Raw genomic sequence first — 18,212 nt, forward strand, 5'->3', positions numbered from 1 at the left:
CCCCAAATAGGCTCAATAAAGCGTTTTTTTGAGCGTTGTTTGATCCTTTCTTCGGTAAATTCGTGAGCCTGTTTAGGCCGATATCCACGTTTGCCTGTATTACGTTTAAGCTCTCGACTAATGGTTGATTTGTGAACACCAAGCGTTTTAGCGATCTCAGTTTGGGTTAAATTGTTATCAAGCAGGGCAGATATTTGGTATCGTTGCTCTCTGGTGAGCTGTGTGTAGTGTCTCATGTTTGCTTCTCATTCTTGGTCGATTGAAAAGCATAAGATGCTACAGCAGCTTGCCATCCAATCCTAGTTTAATGAGTTGCACTTGAGAGTTGAATCCAGGGCTTAAAAAAGCAAGGTCGTTTATTGGGTGATCATGATAATTTCGGTGAAAAAGACTTTATTAAGCCAGATAATCTACGTCCAAGAACTTATAAGTAATATTTGAATAACCTTTCTTAGCCTAGGCTAAAATTAAAACCTCTGACTAGGTAGCTAGTCGGAGGTTTTTTTCTTATGAGTTATTTACGACTTTTTAATAAGCTAAACATTGCCAAGCTTCCTAAAACTAGATAGCCAGTTAAACTCCATACAGGCAAGGGTAAGGCTAATAAGTTAGCTGCCTGAGCACAGTCTGAAGAACCCATAAACATTTGGGTTAGGGCTTCTTTTAGTGGGAAGAAATTCAGCATTGTTTCCACATCTAAACCACAGCCAACGCTAGAAGGGTTAAGTTTGATGTAGAGGTGCCTTACAGCTACACCTATGCCTGTTGCAGTGACTAGTGCGAACAAAGCTACCAACAACCAGCGCATTAATTTAAAACGATTAAGCACTAGTGCTAATAGGCTAAGTATAAAAAAACCTACAAACACCCCCCGCTGTAACCAGCAAAGTGGACAAGGCAAAAGGCCGGTGATTTTTTCGTAAGCAAGAGCGGCAATCAGTATGCAGGCAGAGCCTAGTAGGGTGAGTAGTATGCCTTGCTGCTTTAGGAGTTTAAGGGCTGGATGGCTGTTCAAAGAAGCTTTCCTTTTAAAACTGGCTGAGATTTTATGTTAGTTAATGGTTATTATGCATAATAGACTGCATTCTTCATGCTAATGCTGCAAAATTGACTGCAAGCTTCGACTAGAAAGTCTAAGTTAGGTTCCTGCTTAAAGTCTAACAAGTAGCAAGGTTAGATTTAGGTAGAACAGTTAAATGTACCTCTTAAAAGAATTGACTCAACGTGATTAATATTCTGGAACACCTACGTAATACTATGGACACCTTTCGCCGCTCTGAGCAAAAGGTAGGTAACTATGTGCTGAAGAACCCTAACGAAGTTATTCACATGCGCATAGTAGACTTAGCTACTGAAGCACACGTCAGCGAGCCAACGGTTGTACGCTTTTGCCGTGCGCTAGGTTGCGATGGCTTTCAAGACTTTAAACTGCGTTTAGCACAAGTTTTGGCAACAGATATTAGCTTTGCCCAGTTCTCCATGAATGACGGTGACACAGTTGCTGAGTTTTCACGAAGTATTTTTGACTCAACCATTGGTGGGCTACTTCAGGTTAGAGATAAGCTAGAAACACCTAAGCTGCAAGAAGCAATTCATTTGCTAACCAATGCTAATCGTGTTGAGTTTTATGGTTTTGGTGCTTCGGGTGCGGTTGCAGTCGATGCACAGCACAAGTTCTTTCGCTTACAAATGTCCACAGCGGCTTATTCTGACCCGCACATGCAGAATATGTCTGCTGTCACCCTAAAACCAGGCGATGTAGTAGTGGCTATTTCACAAACAGGGCGCACTAAATCTTTAATGCAGAGTGTGCAGCTAGCCAAAGAAGTGGGTGCCCATGTTATTGGTTTATGTCCTTCAGGTTCGCCCTTGGCAGATATGGTCACTTTACCGTTATTTATGGATGTGCCTGAAGATACAGAAATTTATACGCCTATGAGTTCACGTATTGCGCATTTGGTTGTTATTGATGTTTTAGCTGTAGGTGTAGCAAAAATGCGTGGGCCTAAGTTAATAGAGCATTTGCAGGTGGTTAAGCGAAGCTTACAAGGCTTGCGCCTACCCGACAGATTAAGATAAAAATTAAAGTTAGTACTGCTTGTCTAGCAGTTGAGTAAACTCTTCTGCTGGTACAGGTCGACTAATAACAAAGCCCTGAGCAAAATCACACCCTAGTTGTTTTAGCTCGGTAAGCTGCTGTGGATCTTCAACCCCCTCTGCAACTACACGCATATTTAAGCCATGACCTAAGGCAATAATGGCTCGGGTCAGAGTGCCTTGGCTTCTATTACCTTGATCGGTCATTAAAAAGCTGCGGTCAATTTTTAGAATATCTAAGGGAAAGCGCTGCAAGTAGCTGAGAGAAGAGTAGCCTGTACCAAAATCATCTATGGCAAGAGTGACTCCTCGGTTGCGTAAACTGTGCATTTCTACTATTGCCGCTTCTGCATCTTCCATCAGTGTACTTTCAGTTAGTTCTAGCTCCAACATTTTGGCGGGCAGCTCATATTTATTGAGTAGTTCATCGACCTGCTTTACTAAAGAGCCGCTATCAAGTTGTTGGGCTGCGATATTGACCGCGACTTGTATTTGAATACCCTGGTGATACCAGCTGGCAGCCTGCCTACAAGACTGCTCAAGCACATTCGAGCCGAGTGTTTCTATTAAACCAGTTCGCTCTGCTAATGGAATAAATATACCCGGCGAGATAAAGCCTTCATCAGCATGGTGCCACCTAGCTAAGGCTTCCGCAGCGGTTATTTTTCCTGTGTTTAAATCAAGTTTAGGTTGGAAGTGCACTTGAATTTCATTGTTATCTATTGCTTTGCGTAGGTCTTGCTCTAGGCGTAAAAGCTCTAAGCTACTTTGGCGAATAGTATCGTTATAAACCTGTACGCGATTACCCCCTAAAGACTTGCAGCTTAACCTGGCTTGGTCTGCTTGGTTAAGCAATACCTGAAGCTCATGGGCATGATCTGGGTAGCAGCTAATACCAATGCTTAAAGTTAGGCGTAACTCTTGGCGGTCTACATTAAAAGGTAGATGCATCTGCTCTTGTAGCTCTTCACTTAATAGTTGCGCTTGTTCTTGGTCACCTAAAATTAAAGCTGCAAACTCATTCCCCCCTGTACGAGAAATAATTACCGCACTGGTTAGGACGTTGTAAATGCGCTCTGCAGCTAGCTTAAGTAGCTTGTCACCAGCATGATGACCTAGGGAATTGTTGTAGGCTTTAAAGCGGTCTATATCAAAAACAATTAAAGATAGCTTCTCTTTGTAAAGGCGAGCTTGAGCCAGTCTTTGGTGCATTCGGTCATAAAACTGCCCACGATTAGCTAAGCCAGTTAGTTCGTCATATTCAGCGAGGTAGTTCAGCCTTGCTTCTACTTCACGGCTTTTGGTTAAGTCAGAGAAAACAGCAATAGTAAAAGGTTTTTGTTGGTAGGAGTTAAGCACACGAGTCACCCTAAGCCACTGAGGGTAACTTTCACCATTAAAGCGTTGTTGTACTAGCTCGCCTTCCCAGCGACCTTCCATTTTTAAATTACGCGATATGGATTTATAAAAATCTCGAGTGGTTGCAAAACAGTCTGTCTGCCAAAAATCTTCATCTAGAATGTCTTGTCGTGAATAACCAGTAATATCTACAAAGGCTTGGTTAACAAAGATGATTTTACTGTTTGGATCAACAATGTAAGTAGCTTCACCGGAGGACTCAAAGGCTTTCCAGGCAAGCTGCAGGTAGTCATCCTTTTCTTGCTCTTCAGTGACATCACGCCGCGTACCGAGCATTTTTTTAGCGTTACCCGTTGTTCTATTACGCTCTACTACCTCACCATGATCTTCTAGCCAGCGCCACTCTCCAGACTTGTGCTTAATACGAAAGCGACACTGGAAGTGGGTATTCCGCCCTTTGAGTGAGTCAATTAATGCTTGCCTTAAACGTGGATAGTCATCTGGGTGCACTAAAGGTTGTAAATGCCCCATAAAGTAAGGGATTTCACCTTCTTCATAACCAAAAATATCATTAAAGTGGGAGTGGTAAATAGAGTCTGTTTCTAAGTCCCATTCCCAAAGAGCAAGCTTACTAGCTTCCATGGCTTGGCTAATTTTGTGGCGCTGATCTGCTAGTTCGCTATGGGTTACTTGGTGGTTAGTAATTTCTTTTTGAAGGTTTTGTTGTTGTTTAAAAAGTAAATAACTGCCACCTATCAAAGGTAGGCTAAAGAAGGCAATTAAAACAATTTGAATCAAGCTGATAGCATTAGTGGTGTAGAAAAAAACAAACCACAAGGCAATTAAAGCTAAGAAAGCAGTGGCTGGATAGTAGCGGGATAAAAGACGTTGTTTTGTCTGCCGCTTGGTAAAGTTTTCTTTGTTCATTTATTGCTCTGGCTTCCAATTTTATTGTTATCTAGAAACACACTTTACGTTTTATATCAGAGTAACAAGCGGTTAGCCACACAGAGTATGTTAGTATTTTGTATAATTTGCTGGCTTAAATTGACTAGCCTGCTAGTTTTTTTATACACATTAACTGGGCTTACCATGACTTCTTCTGCTTCTCATCCCTTACTAAAAAATCTCAATCCAGCTCAGACGGCAGTGGTTGTTGCACCACGGCATGACTTGCTTGTGCTAGCTGGCGCTGGTAGTGGAAAGACCAGAGTATTAGTGCAGCGTATTGTTTGGTTGGTTAGACAAGAAGGTTTGTCACCACATGAAATTCTTGCAGTTACATTTACTAACAAAGCAGCTAAAGAAATGCGCTTAAGGTTAGAAACCGAACTGAATATGGGTTTGCGCAGCATGTGGGTGGGTACTTTCCATGGTTTGTCTCACCGTTTATTGCGCACCCACTGGCAAGAAGCCAAATTGCCTCAGCATTTTCAAATATTAGATAGCGATGACCAGCTAGGCATGATTAAGCGACTGATGAAACAGCTAGGCATAGATACCGAAAGCACACCTGCCAAGCAAGTACAGTCTTATATTAATGGTCATAAAGAAGAAGGTCGTAGAGCGGCGCATGTTTTAGCAAGAGGGCAGTTTGAGCGGTCTTTGCAAGAAATCTATCAAACCTATGAAGATTTATGCCAACGTCAAGGTTTAGTTGATTTTGCTGAGCTACTTTTAAGGTCGTTGGAAGTTTTGCGCGACACCCCACCCTTGTTAAAACACTACCAACAGCGTTTCTCAAATATTTTGGTTGATGAGTTTCAAGACACTAACACCTTGCAATATGCCTGGTTAAAACTGCTGAGAGGTACCGATGGGTGCATTATGGCAGTGGGTGACGATGACCAGTCTATCTATGGTTGGCGTGGTGCTAAAATTGAAAACATTCATAACTTTACAGAAGATTTTGCAGGTGCCCAGCTACTGAAGCTAGAGCAAAACTACCGTTCTACTTCAACTATTCTTAAAGCAGCTAATGAGCTGATTAAAAATAACAGTGAGCGCTTAGGTAAAGCCTTGTGGACAGAAGACCAGGTTGGTGATCCTATTCGTGTTTATGCAGCTTTTAATGAACAGGATGAAGCCCGCTTTATTGTGGATATTATTGCTCAGCATGTAAAAGAAGGTGGCTCGCGAAATGACTGTGTTGTTCTCTACCGCTCTAATGCTCAATCACGTTCTTTAGAGGAAGCTTTTTTGCGCCAAGGTATGCCTTACCGGATTTATGGTGGGCATAGGTTTTATGAGCGAATGGAAATTAAAAATGCTTTGGGCTATTTGAAGTTAATTACTAACCGTCAAGATGACCCGGCTTTTGAACGAGTTATCAACACCCCTACGCGTGGAATAGGCGCAACAACACTAGAAAAAATTCGTGCTTATGCTCGTGATGAAGGCCTAGGTTTATGGGATGCCTCGGTAGAAATGTTAAGTAGAAAACTCTTAACAGGTCGTGCTTTAGTAACTGTTAAGGCATTTATTGAGCTAATAGAGCGCATGGATGAAGAAACCCTCCCCCTAGCTTTGAAAGAGAGTGTAGAGCTTACTTTAGAGTTAAGTGAGTTAATTGACTTTCACTCTAGAGAAAAAGGTGAGCGAGGCCTGGCTAGGGTAGAAAACCTTAAAGAATTAATAAGTGCTGTTCACAATTATGAGCCAACTTTAACTTTGGATGATATAGATGAAAAAGCGGTTAATTTAGAGGGCAGGCAGGCTTTAGCAGTATTTTTAACCGAAGCTAGTTTAGACTCTGGAGATAAACAGGCTGAAGAAGACGAAGATGCTGTTCAGTTAATGACTTTACACACAGCTAAAGGTTTGGAGTTTCCTTTGGTTTTTTTAGCAGGTGTAGAAGAAGGGCTTTTTCCTCATTCCATGGCAATTCAGTCAAGCCCTGGTGGGCTAGAAGAAGAGCGGCGTCTTTGCTATGTAGGCATTACACGCGCTATGAAAACACTTTATATAACCCATGCAGAAGCCAGACGTATCTTCGGAAAAGAAACCTACAGCCAGCCGTCACGTTTTATAACAGAGTTACCTGCCGAGCTATTAAGCGAGGTTAGGTTGACTGGCTCAGTTGATCGTCCTATGCATTTTGCAAAAGATAGACCTAGGCCAGCTGCCGCAAGAGTTGGTGGTGCTGGCATTGGCAACCCATTAAGTGGCGCTAAAGAAAGTGCTGCAGCCGCCAACTTAAGAATAGGGCAGCGTGTTGAACACAAGAAGTTTGGCGTAGGTGTTATTTTACATGCCGAAGGTGAAGGTGATCGCACTCGATTACTAATTAACTTTGAAGGCGTCGGTGAAAAAACCTTGGTATTAGGTTTTGCTCCCCTAACGCCTTTAGACTAATTAGGTTTTTTTAAGTCGCGCCAGTAGTTGCTCTGCTGGCTCAGGCTTACCGTAAAAATAACCTTGGTGTAAATTACAGCCAACAGAATAAAGGTAAGCTTGTTGTTCTTGTGTTTCTACACCTTCTGCTACCACGAGTAGCTCTAAGTGTTTAGCAACCGCCATCATGGTTTCCACCAATAAGGCATCACTTGAATCATCGGGTAGTCCATCTACAAATGAGCGGTCAATTTTTAGCTCATTAATCGGTAGTTTCTTAAGATAAGATAAAGATGAATAGCCTGTACCAAAGTCATCAATTGAAAAGCTAATGCCTAATTTTTGTAACTCCAACATGCGCTTAGAAGACTGATTAAAATCAGTAATTAACAAGCCTTCTGTTACCTCTAAGGTTAAGCGTTTAGGGTCAGCGCCTGTTTCATTTAACAGTTGCTGAACCTGCTCAACAAAATTGCAGTTGCGGAATTGTCGAGGGCTAATATTGACTGCGAAGGTGAGGTGAGGGTGTTCTTTCATGAGCAGCAGGGTTTCTTTTAAAACCCACTCACCCAGCGGAATAATCATGCCTGTGTCTTCTGCTAAAGGAATAAAGCGGTCGGGAGGAATTAAGCCTTTTTCAGGGTGCTCCCAACGAACCAAAGACTCAGTACCATAGACAAGACCGTCACGGTTGGTTTTAGGCTGTAAATAAAGACGTAGTTGCTGGCTTTCTAGGCCTTTTCTTAACTCGCCCTCTAGCTCAAACCGGCTTTCAACCTGAGTTTGCATGCTTGTTTTAAAACGTCTCCAGGTGCCTCTGCCCGCTTCTTTGGCTGCATAAAGTGCTATATCAGCTTCTTTAAGTAGGTCTGTAAAAGGTCGTTCAAAACTTGAGTTAAAAGAAGCACCTAAGCTACAACCTAATAAATATTCGTTGTCGCCTAGCTGAAGGGGGCGAGAAAGGCTGTTTTGAAAAAGCTCTAACCTTTCTTCTAGTTTTTGTTCAGCTAATTCAAGGTTTGAATCTTTTTCAACTAACAATAAAACAAACTCATCTCCACCAAAGCGAGCAAGGGTTTCGTTAGCTTCTAACAAGCTATTAAGGCGCTTAGAAACAGCTATGAGTAGTTCATCGCCCTTGGTATGCCCTAATGCATCGTTAATATTCTTAAAGTGATCCAAGTCTATTATTGCTAGCACCATAAGCGCAGCGTTAGCCTCTAGTTGTTTAGAGGTGGCTAGTAGAGTTTCTTGAAACAAGTAACGATTAGGTAGGTTGGTTAAGGGGTCGTAATAGGCTAGGAACTCAATACGCTGTTCGTGTTGGTAGCTTTCTGTAATATCGCGGCTTACACCTAATACACCAATAAAGTTATTGTTTATGTCTAATAGAGGTGCTTTAACTTTATGAAGTAACCTATCTGAGCCATCCGGAAAGCGAGTCCATTCTTTAATGTGGACTAGATCACGGCTAGTAACTACCTGCTGATCTGCTTGGCGAAAGTTTTTAGCGAGGCTTTCGGTAAAGAAGTTAAAATCTGTTTTGCCTTTAATAGCTAAAGGCGAGTGGTTAACAAAGTTAGCAAACTTAGCATTAGCTCCTAAGTACTTACCTTCTGGATCTTTAAAGAAAATCATATCAGGAAGCGAGTGGAGCAAGCCTTCAAGCATGGAGCTTTTTTCACGCAGCTTGTGTTCAGCTTTGCGTCGGTTAAGAATATTCCATATCAAAAAGGCTATGATAATAAGAAGTGTAAAGGTGGTAAGCCAACGAACTTGGTTAATTTGTTTTTGTGTCGTTAGGAGTTTCTGATAGCGTGATTCAGCCAAAGACTCTAAGCGATCCTTATATTCTAGAACGCTAGCTTCGGCTATTTTTTTACCCGTAATATCAAGGATTACAGAAAACAATAAGGTTTCGCCCTTCTCAGTTTCTGTGGCTAGTGGCCAAGAATAAACTTCAACCGTGCGAACTTCACCTGAGGCAGTACGATGAGGAAAAACAAAGTAGTTACGATTTTCTTGCTCTGCTAACTCGCGCTCAAGCTTTACGTCTTCAGCATCAAGCGCATTAATTTGCTGAATGCTCAGTTGTTTTAACTGCTCTACACTATAACCATAAAATTTAGCGGCAGCCTTGTTAGCATCACGTATCTCACCACTTTTAGGCTCAATTATTAACATGGGTGAGCCATATTCATTAAAGAAACTGGCTGGAAGCTGTGTGGCATAGCTTTGCGCTACTGCTTGAGTTAATACAAGCGAGAAAAATATTCCCCCTACTAGCCAAAGGAGCGATTTTTTATTTAAGGGTGAAAATTTAAATGCCATAAGGCTTACCCGCCACTTAGCTTAACTTGAAATCCTTTGGCCTCTAGTAGAGATTTAAGGGTTGCTCGCTGGTCACCTTGAATTTCAATAATGTCATCTTTCAAAGCGCCACCTGTTCCGCAGCGTTTTTTTAACTCAGCTGCTAAAGACTTTAACTCACTCTTGCCTAAGGGAATACCTTGAATTGTAGTAACACCTTTTCCTTTACGACCTGAGGTTTCTCGACGAATGCGCACTGTGCCATCGAGTGTTTCTAAACGTTGTTGGTCAGCAAGGTCTGCACAGCAGCAAGAGGCGAGGGGTTGCTCGCAAGCAGGACATAGCTGACCCTGCTCAGTAGAATAGACTAAACTGCTTAACTGTTGCTTAAGAGAAGACATAAAAAATTCCAAGTTACTCAACTAGAAAGGTGTAAAATAACATATTTTCGTTATGCTGAAACTGCTGCATGAGTATAGCAGTGGTTAAGTTAGCCAAGAATCAATATTTTTGAGACATCGATAATGTATAACTTATTAACTGGAGTAGTGACTAGCTTGTTGTTATTGCTCAATACGCTAGTAGGAATGGTGCCACTACTATTTTTTGCTTTACTCAAACTACTGGTACCTATTCAGTGGTTTAGAGACTTTTGTTTTGAGGCGGTGAGATTTATTGCCGCTACTTGGATTAGCATAAATATTCTAATTTTTCGTTACCTTACGCCCACCTATTGGGATATTCGGGGGCAACACAAGTTAAGCCGACAAGAATCTTTGTTGGTTATATCTAATCACCAAAGCTGGGTCGATATACCCGCCTTAATGGCAGCTATTCATGGCAAGGCACCTTTTTTTACCTTCTTTTTAAAACGTGAACTCATTTGGGTGCCGCTACTTGGCTTGGCCTGGTGGGCCTTAGAGTATCCCTTTATGCGTCGACACAGCAAAGCAGAGCTAGAAAAAAATCCACAGTTACGCGGTGAGGACTTAGCTATAACCCGTAAAGCCTGTGATCGTTTAAAAGGCCGCCCTGTTTCTTTAGTTAACTATTTAGAAGGTACACGCTTTACACCTGCAAAACATGATCAGCAGCAATCTCCCTATCAATACCTGTTGAAACCAAAATCAGGGGGCGTAGCCTTCACACTAAACGCAATGCATGATCAACTGTATAGCTACCTAGATGTAACCCTGGTTTATGCTAGTGAGCAGCCACCTACTTTTTGGGATCTGCTAAGTGGTAGGGTGGGGCAAGTCATAATAGATATTCAAAAAGAGCCGCTTCCTAAGGCTATGCTGGCTGGCGACTACCAAGAGGACCCTGTTTTTAGAAAAGCATTTCAGGAATGGGTTAATCAACTTTGGCAAGAAAAAGACCAGCGTATAGCTAGGTTGCGCCAAGAGTTAATGGCTAACCCTAAAGGTTGATGACTTGCAGATTTTTTTAAGGTAATTTAATTGGCACCTGGAATGGAATCGGGAGATAACCTTGCAGCACTTAGAAGCCGCACTACTCATGGCTATTATTGAGAAAGTTCCTCAAGCTGTCGTGGTGACAGATCGCCAGCAAACCATTACTTACGTTAATTCTGCCTATGAGCGATTAACGGGTATCAGTAAAGCCAAAGCTGTAGGCAATACGCCGCGTATTAACCAGTCAGGCCACCATGATGCAGCCTTTTATAAGCGATTACAGGCTGAATTAGATAAAACAGGCCAGTGGGAAGGCGATGTATGGGATTACCTGTCTAGTGGAAGCTCCTATCTAAAGCATTTAAACATTGAAGCTGTTACCGACAGTAAAGGTGAGGTTAGCCATTACTTTGCAATTTTCAGTGAGCTTTCTGCTCTGCACCGTAGTGAAGCAGAATTAGAGCGTTTAACTCACTATGACCCACTGACTGAATTACCCAACCGTATTTTATTTCGTAACCGTTTAGGTCATGAGTTTAATATTTCCTCTCGCCATAAAACTCGCACAGGCTTAGTTTTACTTAATGTCGATCGCTTTAAACTCATTAATGATGCTTTTGGTTTTGCAGCGGGTGATCAGCTATTAATTGACGTGGCAAAACGCTTGCAAACAGGTATTAGACGTACAGACCTGCTAGCTCGCCAAGAAAGCCGTCAAGAAAGGGATGCTGACCTCTTGTCACGCATGGGTGGTAATGACTTTTCTTTTATTCTTAGTGAACTACGCAAACCTGACGATGCCAGCATTGTGGCTGAGCGCTTAATTAGCTGCCTTGAAGAGCCTTTCATTATTCAAGGTGAAGAAGTGTATGTATCGGCTAGCTTGGGTTTAGCCATTTATCCTGACAATGCTCAGACAGAAGATGATTTATTACGCTGCGCTGAGACAGCATTAAACTTAGTAAAAGAAGAAGGTAAGGGTGGTTATCGCTTTTTTGCTGAAGACTTGAATATTAGCAGTGCGCACCGTGTTCGCTTAGAAGCCAAAATGCGTAAAGCACTGCAACACGACAGTTTTGTACTTTATTACCAGCCTAAGCAAGATTTAAAAAAAGGTAAAATTTGTGGCATGGAAGCTCTAATACGCTGGCCAACGGATGAAGGTATGGTTTTACCAGGAGAGTTTATTCCTTTAGCTGAAGACACAGGCATGATAAACCCTTTGGGTCGCTGGATACTTTTTACTGCCTTGTCAGATACAGTCAAAGCCAGTCAAGCCATAGGTTACCCCTTGCAGGTTGCTGTTAACCTTTCTATGCGTCAATTTCAACGCCCAGGTTTAAGCGAATTGGTAGCAGAAGCAATTGCCTTTAGTGGTATAGAGCCTAGCCAAGTAGAACTAGAAATTACTGAAAGCATGGTAATGGACAAGGTGGATGAGGCTATTGTTACTATGCAAGGTTTACGGGATTTAGGCGTGCAGCTGGCTATAGATGACTTTGGTACAGGTTATTCTTCTATGGCTTATTTGCGTAACTTCCCTGTGAATACTTTAAAAATAGATCAAAACTTTGTGCAAGACCTTAGTACCCAAGAGAGCAACACTAGTATTATTGATGCTGTTATAGGTTTAGGTTGTGGTTTAGGTATGCAGGTGGTTGCAGAAGGGGTAGAAACTAAAATTCAGTGGGATTACCTAGCTAAAGCAGGCTGTCATTTAGGGCAGGGTTACTATATTAGTCATCCTTTGGCATTAGATGCATTTATTGAGTGGGTGAAAACCTCTGACTAATCTAGGAAGCACTAGCCAGAGGTTCTGTTAGATCTAATTAGTAGACCTAATGAAAAGCTACTTAACTTGTGGATCTAACTCGCCACTTAAATAGCGAGCCGTCATATCTTCTAGGCTAAGCGCTCTAATTTTACTAGCATGGCCTGCCGTACCAAAAGCTTCATAACGATTAACACAAATATCGGTCATGGCAATTTGTGAGGCTTTGAAGTATTTACGTGGGTCAAACTCTGCTGGGTTTTCAGCTAAGAATTTACGAATCGCACCTGTAGAAGCTAGGCGTAAGTCAGTGTCTATGTTCACTTTACGCACACCATACTTAATGCCTTCTACAATTTCTTCTACCGGAACACCGTAGGTTTCTGGAATATCACCACCAAACTTGTTAATAATTGCTAACCATTCTTGTGGCACAGAAGAAGAACCGTGCATGACTAGGTGAGTGTTAGGAATGCGCTCGTGAATGGCTTTGATGCGATCGATTGCTAACGTATCGCCGGTGGGTGGCTTGGTGAATTTGTAAGCACCGTGGCTAGTACCTATGGCAATGGCTAAAGCATCAACCTTGGTTTGTTTAACAAAGTCAGCGGCTTCTTCAGGGTCAGTTAGCATTTGTTCCATGCTTAAAGTACCTTCTGCACCTATGCCATCTTCTTCACCAGCCTGCCCAGTTTCTAAGCTACCTAAACAACCTAGTTCGCCTTCCACTGAAACACCACAAGCATGCGACATTTCAACAGTGCGACGGGTGACATCGACGTTGTATTCATAGCTGGCAGGTGTTTTGCCGTCTTCACCTAAAGAGCCATCCATCATTACTGAGCTAAAACCGAGTTGAATAGAACGCTGACAAACTGCAGGGCTAGTACCGTGGTCTTGGTGCATACACACAGGAATATGCGGCCACTCTTCAATGGCTGCTAAAATAAGGTGACGTAAAAAAGGTGCGCCAGCGTAGCTACGCGCTCCAGCCGAAGCTTGAACAATAACAGGAGAGTCAGTACGGTCAGCGGCTTCCATAATGGCGCGCATTTGTTCTAGGTTGTTTACGTTAAATGCTGGCACGCCGTAACCGTATTCAGCCGCATGGTCCAACATTTGACGCAGGGTAATTAAAGCCATAATTTTTTACCTTTAATAAAGGGTGTGTTTAATTGTTGGTTTAGTCATAATTTTATTGGTTAGCTGCAGCTTTTAAAGCAGCAACAGCAGGTAATTCTTTGCCTTCGACGTATTCTAAGAAAGCACCGCCACCAGTAGAAATATAAGATACTTGTTCAGCGATGCCGTATTTATCTATGGCTGCTAGGGTATCACCACCACCTGCAATGGAGAAGGCGCCACTTTTAGCAATGGCTTTAGAGAGCACTTCTGTACCGCTGCTAAATTGTTGGATTTCAAAAACACCCACAGGGCCATTCCATAAAATAGTACCCGCATCTTTTAATAATAAAGCTAAGGCAGCGGCTGAGTCTGGGCCTATGTCTAAAATCATATCATCTGCGTCTACTTCTTCTACTAGCTTAATAGTTGCTTCAGCATTTTCAGAAAACTCTTTGGCAACTACCACATCGGTCGGTAAGGGAATACTAACTTGGCTCATTAGCTGCTTAGCTTTTTCAACTAGGTCTGCTTCATATAAAGATTTACCTACAGGGAAACCAGCGGCGGCTAAAAATGTATTGGCAATACCACCACCTACAATAATTTGTTGGCACTTTTCAGACAGGGCATTCAGCACTTCTAGTTTAGTAGAGACTTTAGAGCCACCGACGATAGCCACTAGAGGTTTAGCTGGTTTAGCTAGGGCTTTTTCTAAAGCATCGAGTTCTGTCGCCAATAAAGGGCCAGCGCAAGCTACGGGTGCAAAACGGGCTACACCGTGGGTAGATGCTTGGGCTCGGTGGGCAGTACCAAAAGCATCCATTACAAATACATCACACAAGGCGGCATAGGCTTTAGATAAATCTTCTTGGTCTTTCTTTTCACCTTGATTAAAGCGCACGTTTTCTAACAAAACCACTTCACCAGCCGCCACTTCAACCCCTTGCAAGTAATCTTTAACTAACTTAACTGGCTGGTTTAATAACTGACTTAAGTGTTCAGCAACTGGTGCTAAAGAGTTAGCTGCATCGTAAACACCTTCTTCAGGGCGACCCAAGTGAGACATGAGTATAACTTGGGCACCCGCTTTAATGGCGAGTTGAATGGTCGGAAGACTGGCACGAATACGAGCATCGGACGTGACCTTGCCATCTTTAATGGGTACGTTTAAATCTTCACGAATTAGCACTCGCTTATTGGCTAGGTCTAAATCGCTCATTTTAATTACTTGCATGAATAAGTCCTCAAATTTAAGCTTATAAAATTAATTAGTGGTGTTATTTTCTAAGGCTAACCAGTGGAGTGCTATATCTAACATGCGGTTAGCAAAGCCCCATTCGTTATCAAACCAGCACAAAAGTTTAACCAAGCGTTTGCCTGCTACATGAGTTTGGGTGGCATCAACAATGCTAGAGCGTGGGTCGTGGTTAAAGTCGACGGAAGCATTAGGTTCTTCTGTATAACCCATAATGCCTTGTAAAGCCCCTTCACTTGCTTGGCGTAAAAGCTGGTTAATTTCTGCCACGCTAGTATCACGCTTAACGCACAAGGTTAAATCCATAGCGGAAACGTTTAGGGTAGGTACACGCAAGTGAGTGCTAGCAATGCGTCCTTCTAAATGCGGCAGTAAACGATAAATACCTTTAGCTAGCCCAGTTTCAACAGGAATAATAGAGGCCATAGCTGAGCGGGTTAAGCGTAAATCGTTTTTGTTATAAGCATCACTTACCGGTTGGTCGTTCATGGCTGAGTGAATGGTGCTAGTTGTTGCGTGCTCAATACCTAGCTGGTCGTCCAACAGTTTTATTAGCGGGATAACACAGTTGGTAGTACAAGAAGCCGCTGAGACAATACGCATGTCTGGTGCAAGCTGATTAAGGTTTACCCCTCTAACAATGGTGGCATCAACATCAGCTTCTGCAGGATGAGAAAACAGCAGCCGTTTAGCACCCGCTTCTAGGTGTTTTTCTGCAGTGGCTCTGTCTTTAAAACTACCCGTACACTCTAAAAGCAGGTCAATGTTTAAGTCTGACCAAGGTAGATCAGCAGGTGTCGGGCTACACAAAACATTAATGGGGTGGTCGTCTATCCAAAGCTGGTTGTTGCGTGTTGCTACCTTGTTAGGAAAACGCCCATGAATGGTGTCGTAACGAGTTAGATAGGCGAGGGTATCTAAATCAGATAGCTCATTTAGAGCAACTATATTTAAACCACGGCAGTCTTCGCGCTCTGCCCAGGCGCGAAGAATACATTGTCCGATGCGCCCATATCCATTAATGGCCAGCCTAGGTTTCATTGGTTTAGTCATTACCTTCAATTATAAATAGTGGGCTATTTTCACGCATTCAGCAGCAGGGCGCAAACTTCACTAACTTTTTATAAGGGCGTATAAACTTCACAGCGATTGCGACCTAGTTTTTTGGCTTGATAAAGTGCTTGGTCTGCTTGCTCTAAGACTGTATCACTAGATATTTGGCTGGTCTCAGAGCGAGTGGAAAGGCCAATGGATACTTGTATTGAGCCGATTGGGTTTATGGTTGTTTCGGCAACCAGCTGGCGCAACCTTTCTGCAATAGCCAGTGCGCTTGAGCTAGTGGTATTGGGTAGAATTAATACAAACTCTTCTCCACCTGTTCTGGCTATCAAGTCTTCTTCTCTTGAAATTTTACGCATCACTTTAGTTAGCTCTACAAGTGCCTTATCACCTATTGCATGACCAAAGGTATCGTTCACTTTTTTGAAATGATCAATATCAATCGCTAATACCGAAAAAGGAATGTTTTTTTGTTCTAATTGTTCAAGCAATAGTTGTAAGCTGCGGCGGTTGAAGACACCCGTTAAAGGGTCGGTAGCAGCATCTTCTTTCAATTGACTTATCTGGGTATTGAGTGAGCCTAAACCTTTAAGCATGGCTTGCTTGAGTTCTTTGCTTTCAAAATACCAAGATTCTACCTTAGCTAAGTTAGAGTGGGCGCTAGGTGAATCCATTTCCCTAGCCGTAGTTGCGAGTTGACGTAAAGGCTTAGAAATAAAGTTAGCTAACAGCCAAATGATTACAAAGGTACCTATTGCAAGGGGTAGAGTGCGATAAACCACACGCTTCATTAGGCTATCGAGAGAGCTAAGGGTTGCGACTAGAGGTCTTTGGGCAACAACACCCCAGTTAGCTTTAGAAATAGGTGCAAAGCCTGCAAGCATTTCTATGTTTAAACTATTAGCAACCTTAGCAGAACCACTTATATGGTTGGTAACCTTATTAATAACTTCATTAATTTCAATGTATTCGCCAACACGCTTGGGGTTGGGGTGGTAAATAATTTGTTTGTTTTTGTCGACGACATAAATATAAGAGCCATCCTGGTGGAAGTGCCTGCCTAATAAATCATTAAGAATACTTTTCTCTTTCAAATAAATGGTGCCACCCACATAACCCAAATAGTTACCTAAAGAATCAAGCATAGGATAAGAAATAAGCACTAGTAAGTTACCAGCAGAAGACAAAAAAGGTGTGCTCACAAAAGGTTTTTTAGCCCCTAGTGTTTCTGTTACACCAACACTTAATAGCTTGCCACCTAAGATGCCTAAAGTGTTGGGTGATGCAGCAAGAACAATGCCTTCATTATTAACAATAGCTACAGAATTAAAACTAGCTGTTTGCTGGTGTAAGCGCTCAGCTTCGCTTGCTAACAAGCCTTGGTTGTTTAAGTCTTTTTCTACAAGCTTAGCTGTGTAAGCGAGTTGTTGATGAGCTGCTTCAATAAAGTTATTAGTGGCTGCGGCAAGTTTTTGTGCGTAGGCGTGATTAGTATCTAGCGTATGCTTTAAAAGCTGGTCTTTTTGTACTTGATGATTAGCAAAAAAACCATTAAACAGAGTAATAAAGGCAACCAGAAAAGCTAATAAAATAATTAGGTTTTTTAAATTCAGTAAACGTGAGTGTATTCTTGTATGGGGCATGGTTCTTATATTTTAAAGTGGCTAGTCTAGAAGTAAAAGTGGCGCATAATAACGCTATTTTATCTTCTAGTCTAACCAGCTAGCTGTAATGCAGTTCTTAAACTAGCTATTGTGCAGTCACTCCACCGTCAGCTATAAACTCCGCGCCCGTTGAATAACTAGAGTCATCTGAGGCTAAAAATAAAACGAGCTTAGAAATTTCTTCTGGTTTAGCGATACGGCGTAAAGGTATTTGTTTGGCAAATTCTTCAACAGCGGCCTTGGTGTCGCCCTGCATAATCATAGGGGTTTCTATTACGCCAGGATGAACTGAGTTTACCCGAATGCCTTGAGGAGATAGTTCTAAAGCAGCTGCTTTGGTCAAACCGCGCACAGCAAACTTGGAATCTGTATAACCAATGGCACCACCCACCAAGCCATTAATGGATGAGATATTTACAATAGAGCCATTTTTGGTTTTTTTCATGGAAGGTACAACAGCTTTTGTACCTAAAAATACTGATACTTGGTTGATATCTAAAATACGGCGATAGTCTTCTAATGAGGTGTCTACCAGAGGCTTAGCCATAGTAATACCAGCATTATTAACCAGCACATTAATAGGCCCAAAGCTTTGTTCAGTGGTTGCAATCACTCTATCCCAGTCTTCTTCACTAGTGACGTTATGTTGAATAAAAATAGCTTGGTCACCAAGCTCCTTAGCAAGTGCCTGCCCTTTTTCTTCATTTAAATCAGTTAAAGCAACCTGAGCACCTTCGGCAACAAATAAGCGAGCATGAGCTGCACCCATGCCTTGAGCTGCACCAGTAATGATGACGACCTTATCTTTTAAACGAGACATAATA

The 18,212-nt window shown here is 42.2% G+C and carries 14 protein-coding genes; 4 read left to right on the forward strand and 10 right to left on the reverse strand.

Going from position 1 to position 18,212, the window contains the following annotated elements; all coding sequences use genetic code 11:
* Nucleotides 1-236, reverse strand: a 236-nt coding sequence (locus BP27_RS17140; protein ID WP_027851517.1) for a helix-turn-helix domain-containing protein, incomplete at its 3' end; no start/stop codon positions are given.
* A gap of 278 nt (nt 237-514) precedes the next feature.
* Nucleotides 515-1,015 carry a disulfide bond formation protein B gene (locus BP27_RS16790; RefSeq protein WP_051610512.1) on the reverse strand — a complete coding sequence of 167 codons (501 nt, stop codon included), beginning with the start codon at nt 1,013-1,015 and terminating at the stop codon, nt 515-517.
* Nucleotides 1,016-1,224: 209 nt separating this feature from the next.
* On the opposite strand from BP27_RS16790, the gene hexR reads away from it, so the two are divergent.
* Complete coding sequence (gene hexR / locus BP27_RS0110490; protein ID WP_027851518.1) at nt 1,225-2,079, forward strand: transcriptional regulator HexR; 855 nt, start codon at nt 1,225-1,227, stop codon at nt 2,077-2,079.
* 9 nt (nt 2,080-2,088) lie between these two features.
* On the opposite strand, the gene BP27_RS15975 is transcribed toward hexR, so the two are convergent.
* Complete coding sequence (locus BP27_RS15975; RefSeq protein ID WP_051610513.1) at nt 2,089-4,383, reverse strand: putative bifunctional diguanylate cyclase/phosphodiesterase; 2,295 nt, start codon at nt 4,381-4,383, stop codon at nt 2,089-2,091.
* Between the two features lie 165 nt (nt 4,384-4,548).
* Here BP27_RS15975 and uvrD point away from each other — a divergent pair, with 165 nt between their 5' ends.
* Nucleotides 4,549-6,810 carry a DNA helicase II gene (gene uvrD, locus BP27_RS0110500; protein ID WP_027851519.1) on the forward strand — a complete coding sequence of 754 codons (2,262 nt, stop codon included), beginning with the start codon at nt 4,549-4,551 and terminating at the stop codon, nt 6,808-6,810.
* On the opposite strand, the gene BP27_RS15980 is transcribed toward uvrD, so the two are convergent.
* Nucleotides 6,811-9,120, reverse strand: coding sequence for a sensor domain-containing protein (locus BP27_RS15980; RefSeq protein ID WP_051610514.1), 2,310 nt, complete (start codon nt 9,118-9,120; stop codon nt 6,811-6,813). It abuts the gene before it with no gap.
* 5 nt (nt 9,121-9,125) lie between these two features.
* Nucleotides 9,126-9,500, reverse strand: a complete 375-nt coding sequence (locus BP27_RS0110510) for a translation initiation factor Sui1 (RefSeq protein ID WP_027851520.1) — start codon at nt 9,498-9,500, stop codon at nt 9,126-9,128.
* 123 nt (nt 9,501-9,623) lie between these two features.
* Between BP27_RS0110510 and BP27_RS0110515 the strand changes: the two genes are divergently transcribed.
* Together BP27_RS0110515 and BP27_RS15985 are read left to right on the forward strand one after the other, a co-directional pair.
* Nucleotides 9,624-10,529, forward strand: a complete 906-nt coding sequence (locus BP27_RS0110515) for an acyltransferase (protein ID WP_027851521.1) — start codon at nt 9,624-9,626, stop codon at nt 10,527-10,529.
* A 61-nt stretch (nt 10,530-10,590) separates the two neighbouring features.
* On the forward strand, nt 10,591-12,306 hold the full coding sequence (locus BP27_RS15985; RefSeq protein WP_051610515.1) for a putative bifunctional diguanylate cyclase/phosphodiesterase: 1,716 nt from the start codon (nt 10,591-10,593) through the stop codon (nt 12,304-12,306).
* Between the two features lie 57 nt (nt 12,307-12,363).
* On the opposite strand, the gene fba is transcribed toward BP27_RS15985, so the two are convergent.
* The 5 genes from fba to BP27_RS0110545 form a co-directional block, all read right to left on the reverse strand.
* Complete coding sequence (gene fba, locus BP27_RS0110525; protein ID WP_027851522.1) at nt 12,364-13,428, reverse strand: class II fructose-bisphosphate aldolase; 1,065 nt, start codon at nt 13,426-13,428, stop codon at nt 12,364-12,366.
* Between the two features lie 52 nt (nt 13,429-13,480).
* On the reverse strand, nt 13,481-14,644 hold the full coding sequence (locus BP27_RS0110530; RefSeq protein ID WP_027851523.1) for a phosphoglycerate kinase: 1,164 nt from the start codon (nt 14,642-14,644) through the stop codon (nt 13,481-13,483).
* Between the two features lie 30 nt (nt 14,645-14,674).
* The gene (locus BP27_RS0110535; RefSeq protein ID WP_027851524.1) at nt 14,675-15,706 is read right to left on the reverse strand and encodes a type I glyceraldehyde-3-phosphate dehydrogenase; all 1,032 of its coding nucleotides are present in this window, start codon (nt 15,704-15,706) and stop codon (nt 14,675-14,677) included.
* A gap of 80 nt (nt 15,707-15,786) precedes the next feature.
* Nucleotides 15,787-17,367 (reverse strand): sensor domain-containing diguanylate cyclase, encoded by a 1,581-nt coding sequence (locus BP27_RS0110540; protein ID WP_036240064.1) that lies wholly within the window; start codon nt 17,365-17,367, stop codon nt 15,787-15,789.
* A 106-nt stretch (nt 17,368-17,473) separates the two neighbouring features.
* Nucleotides 17,474-18,208, reverse strand: a complete 735-nt coding sequence (locus BP27_RS0110545) for a glucose 1-dehydrogenase (RefSeq protein ID WP_027851526.1) — start codon at nt 18,206-18,208, stop codon at nt 17,474-17,476.
* Between the last annotated feature and the right edge of the window lie 4 nt (nt 18,209-18,212).

Source organism: Marinospirillum insulare DSM 21763 (genome assembly GCF_000686905.1).
GTDB classification, from domain to species: Bacteria; Pseudomonadota; Gammaproteobacteria; order Pseudomonadales; family Halomonadaceae; genus Marinospirillum; species Marinospirillum insulare.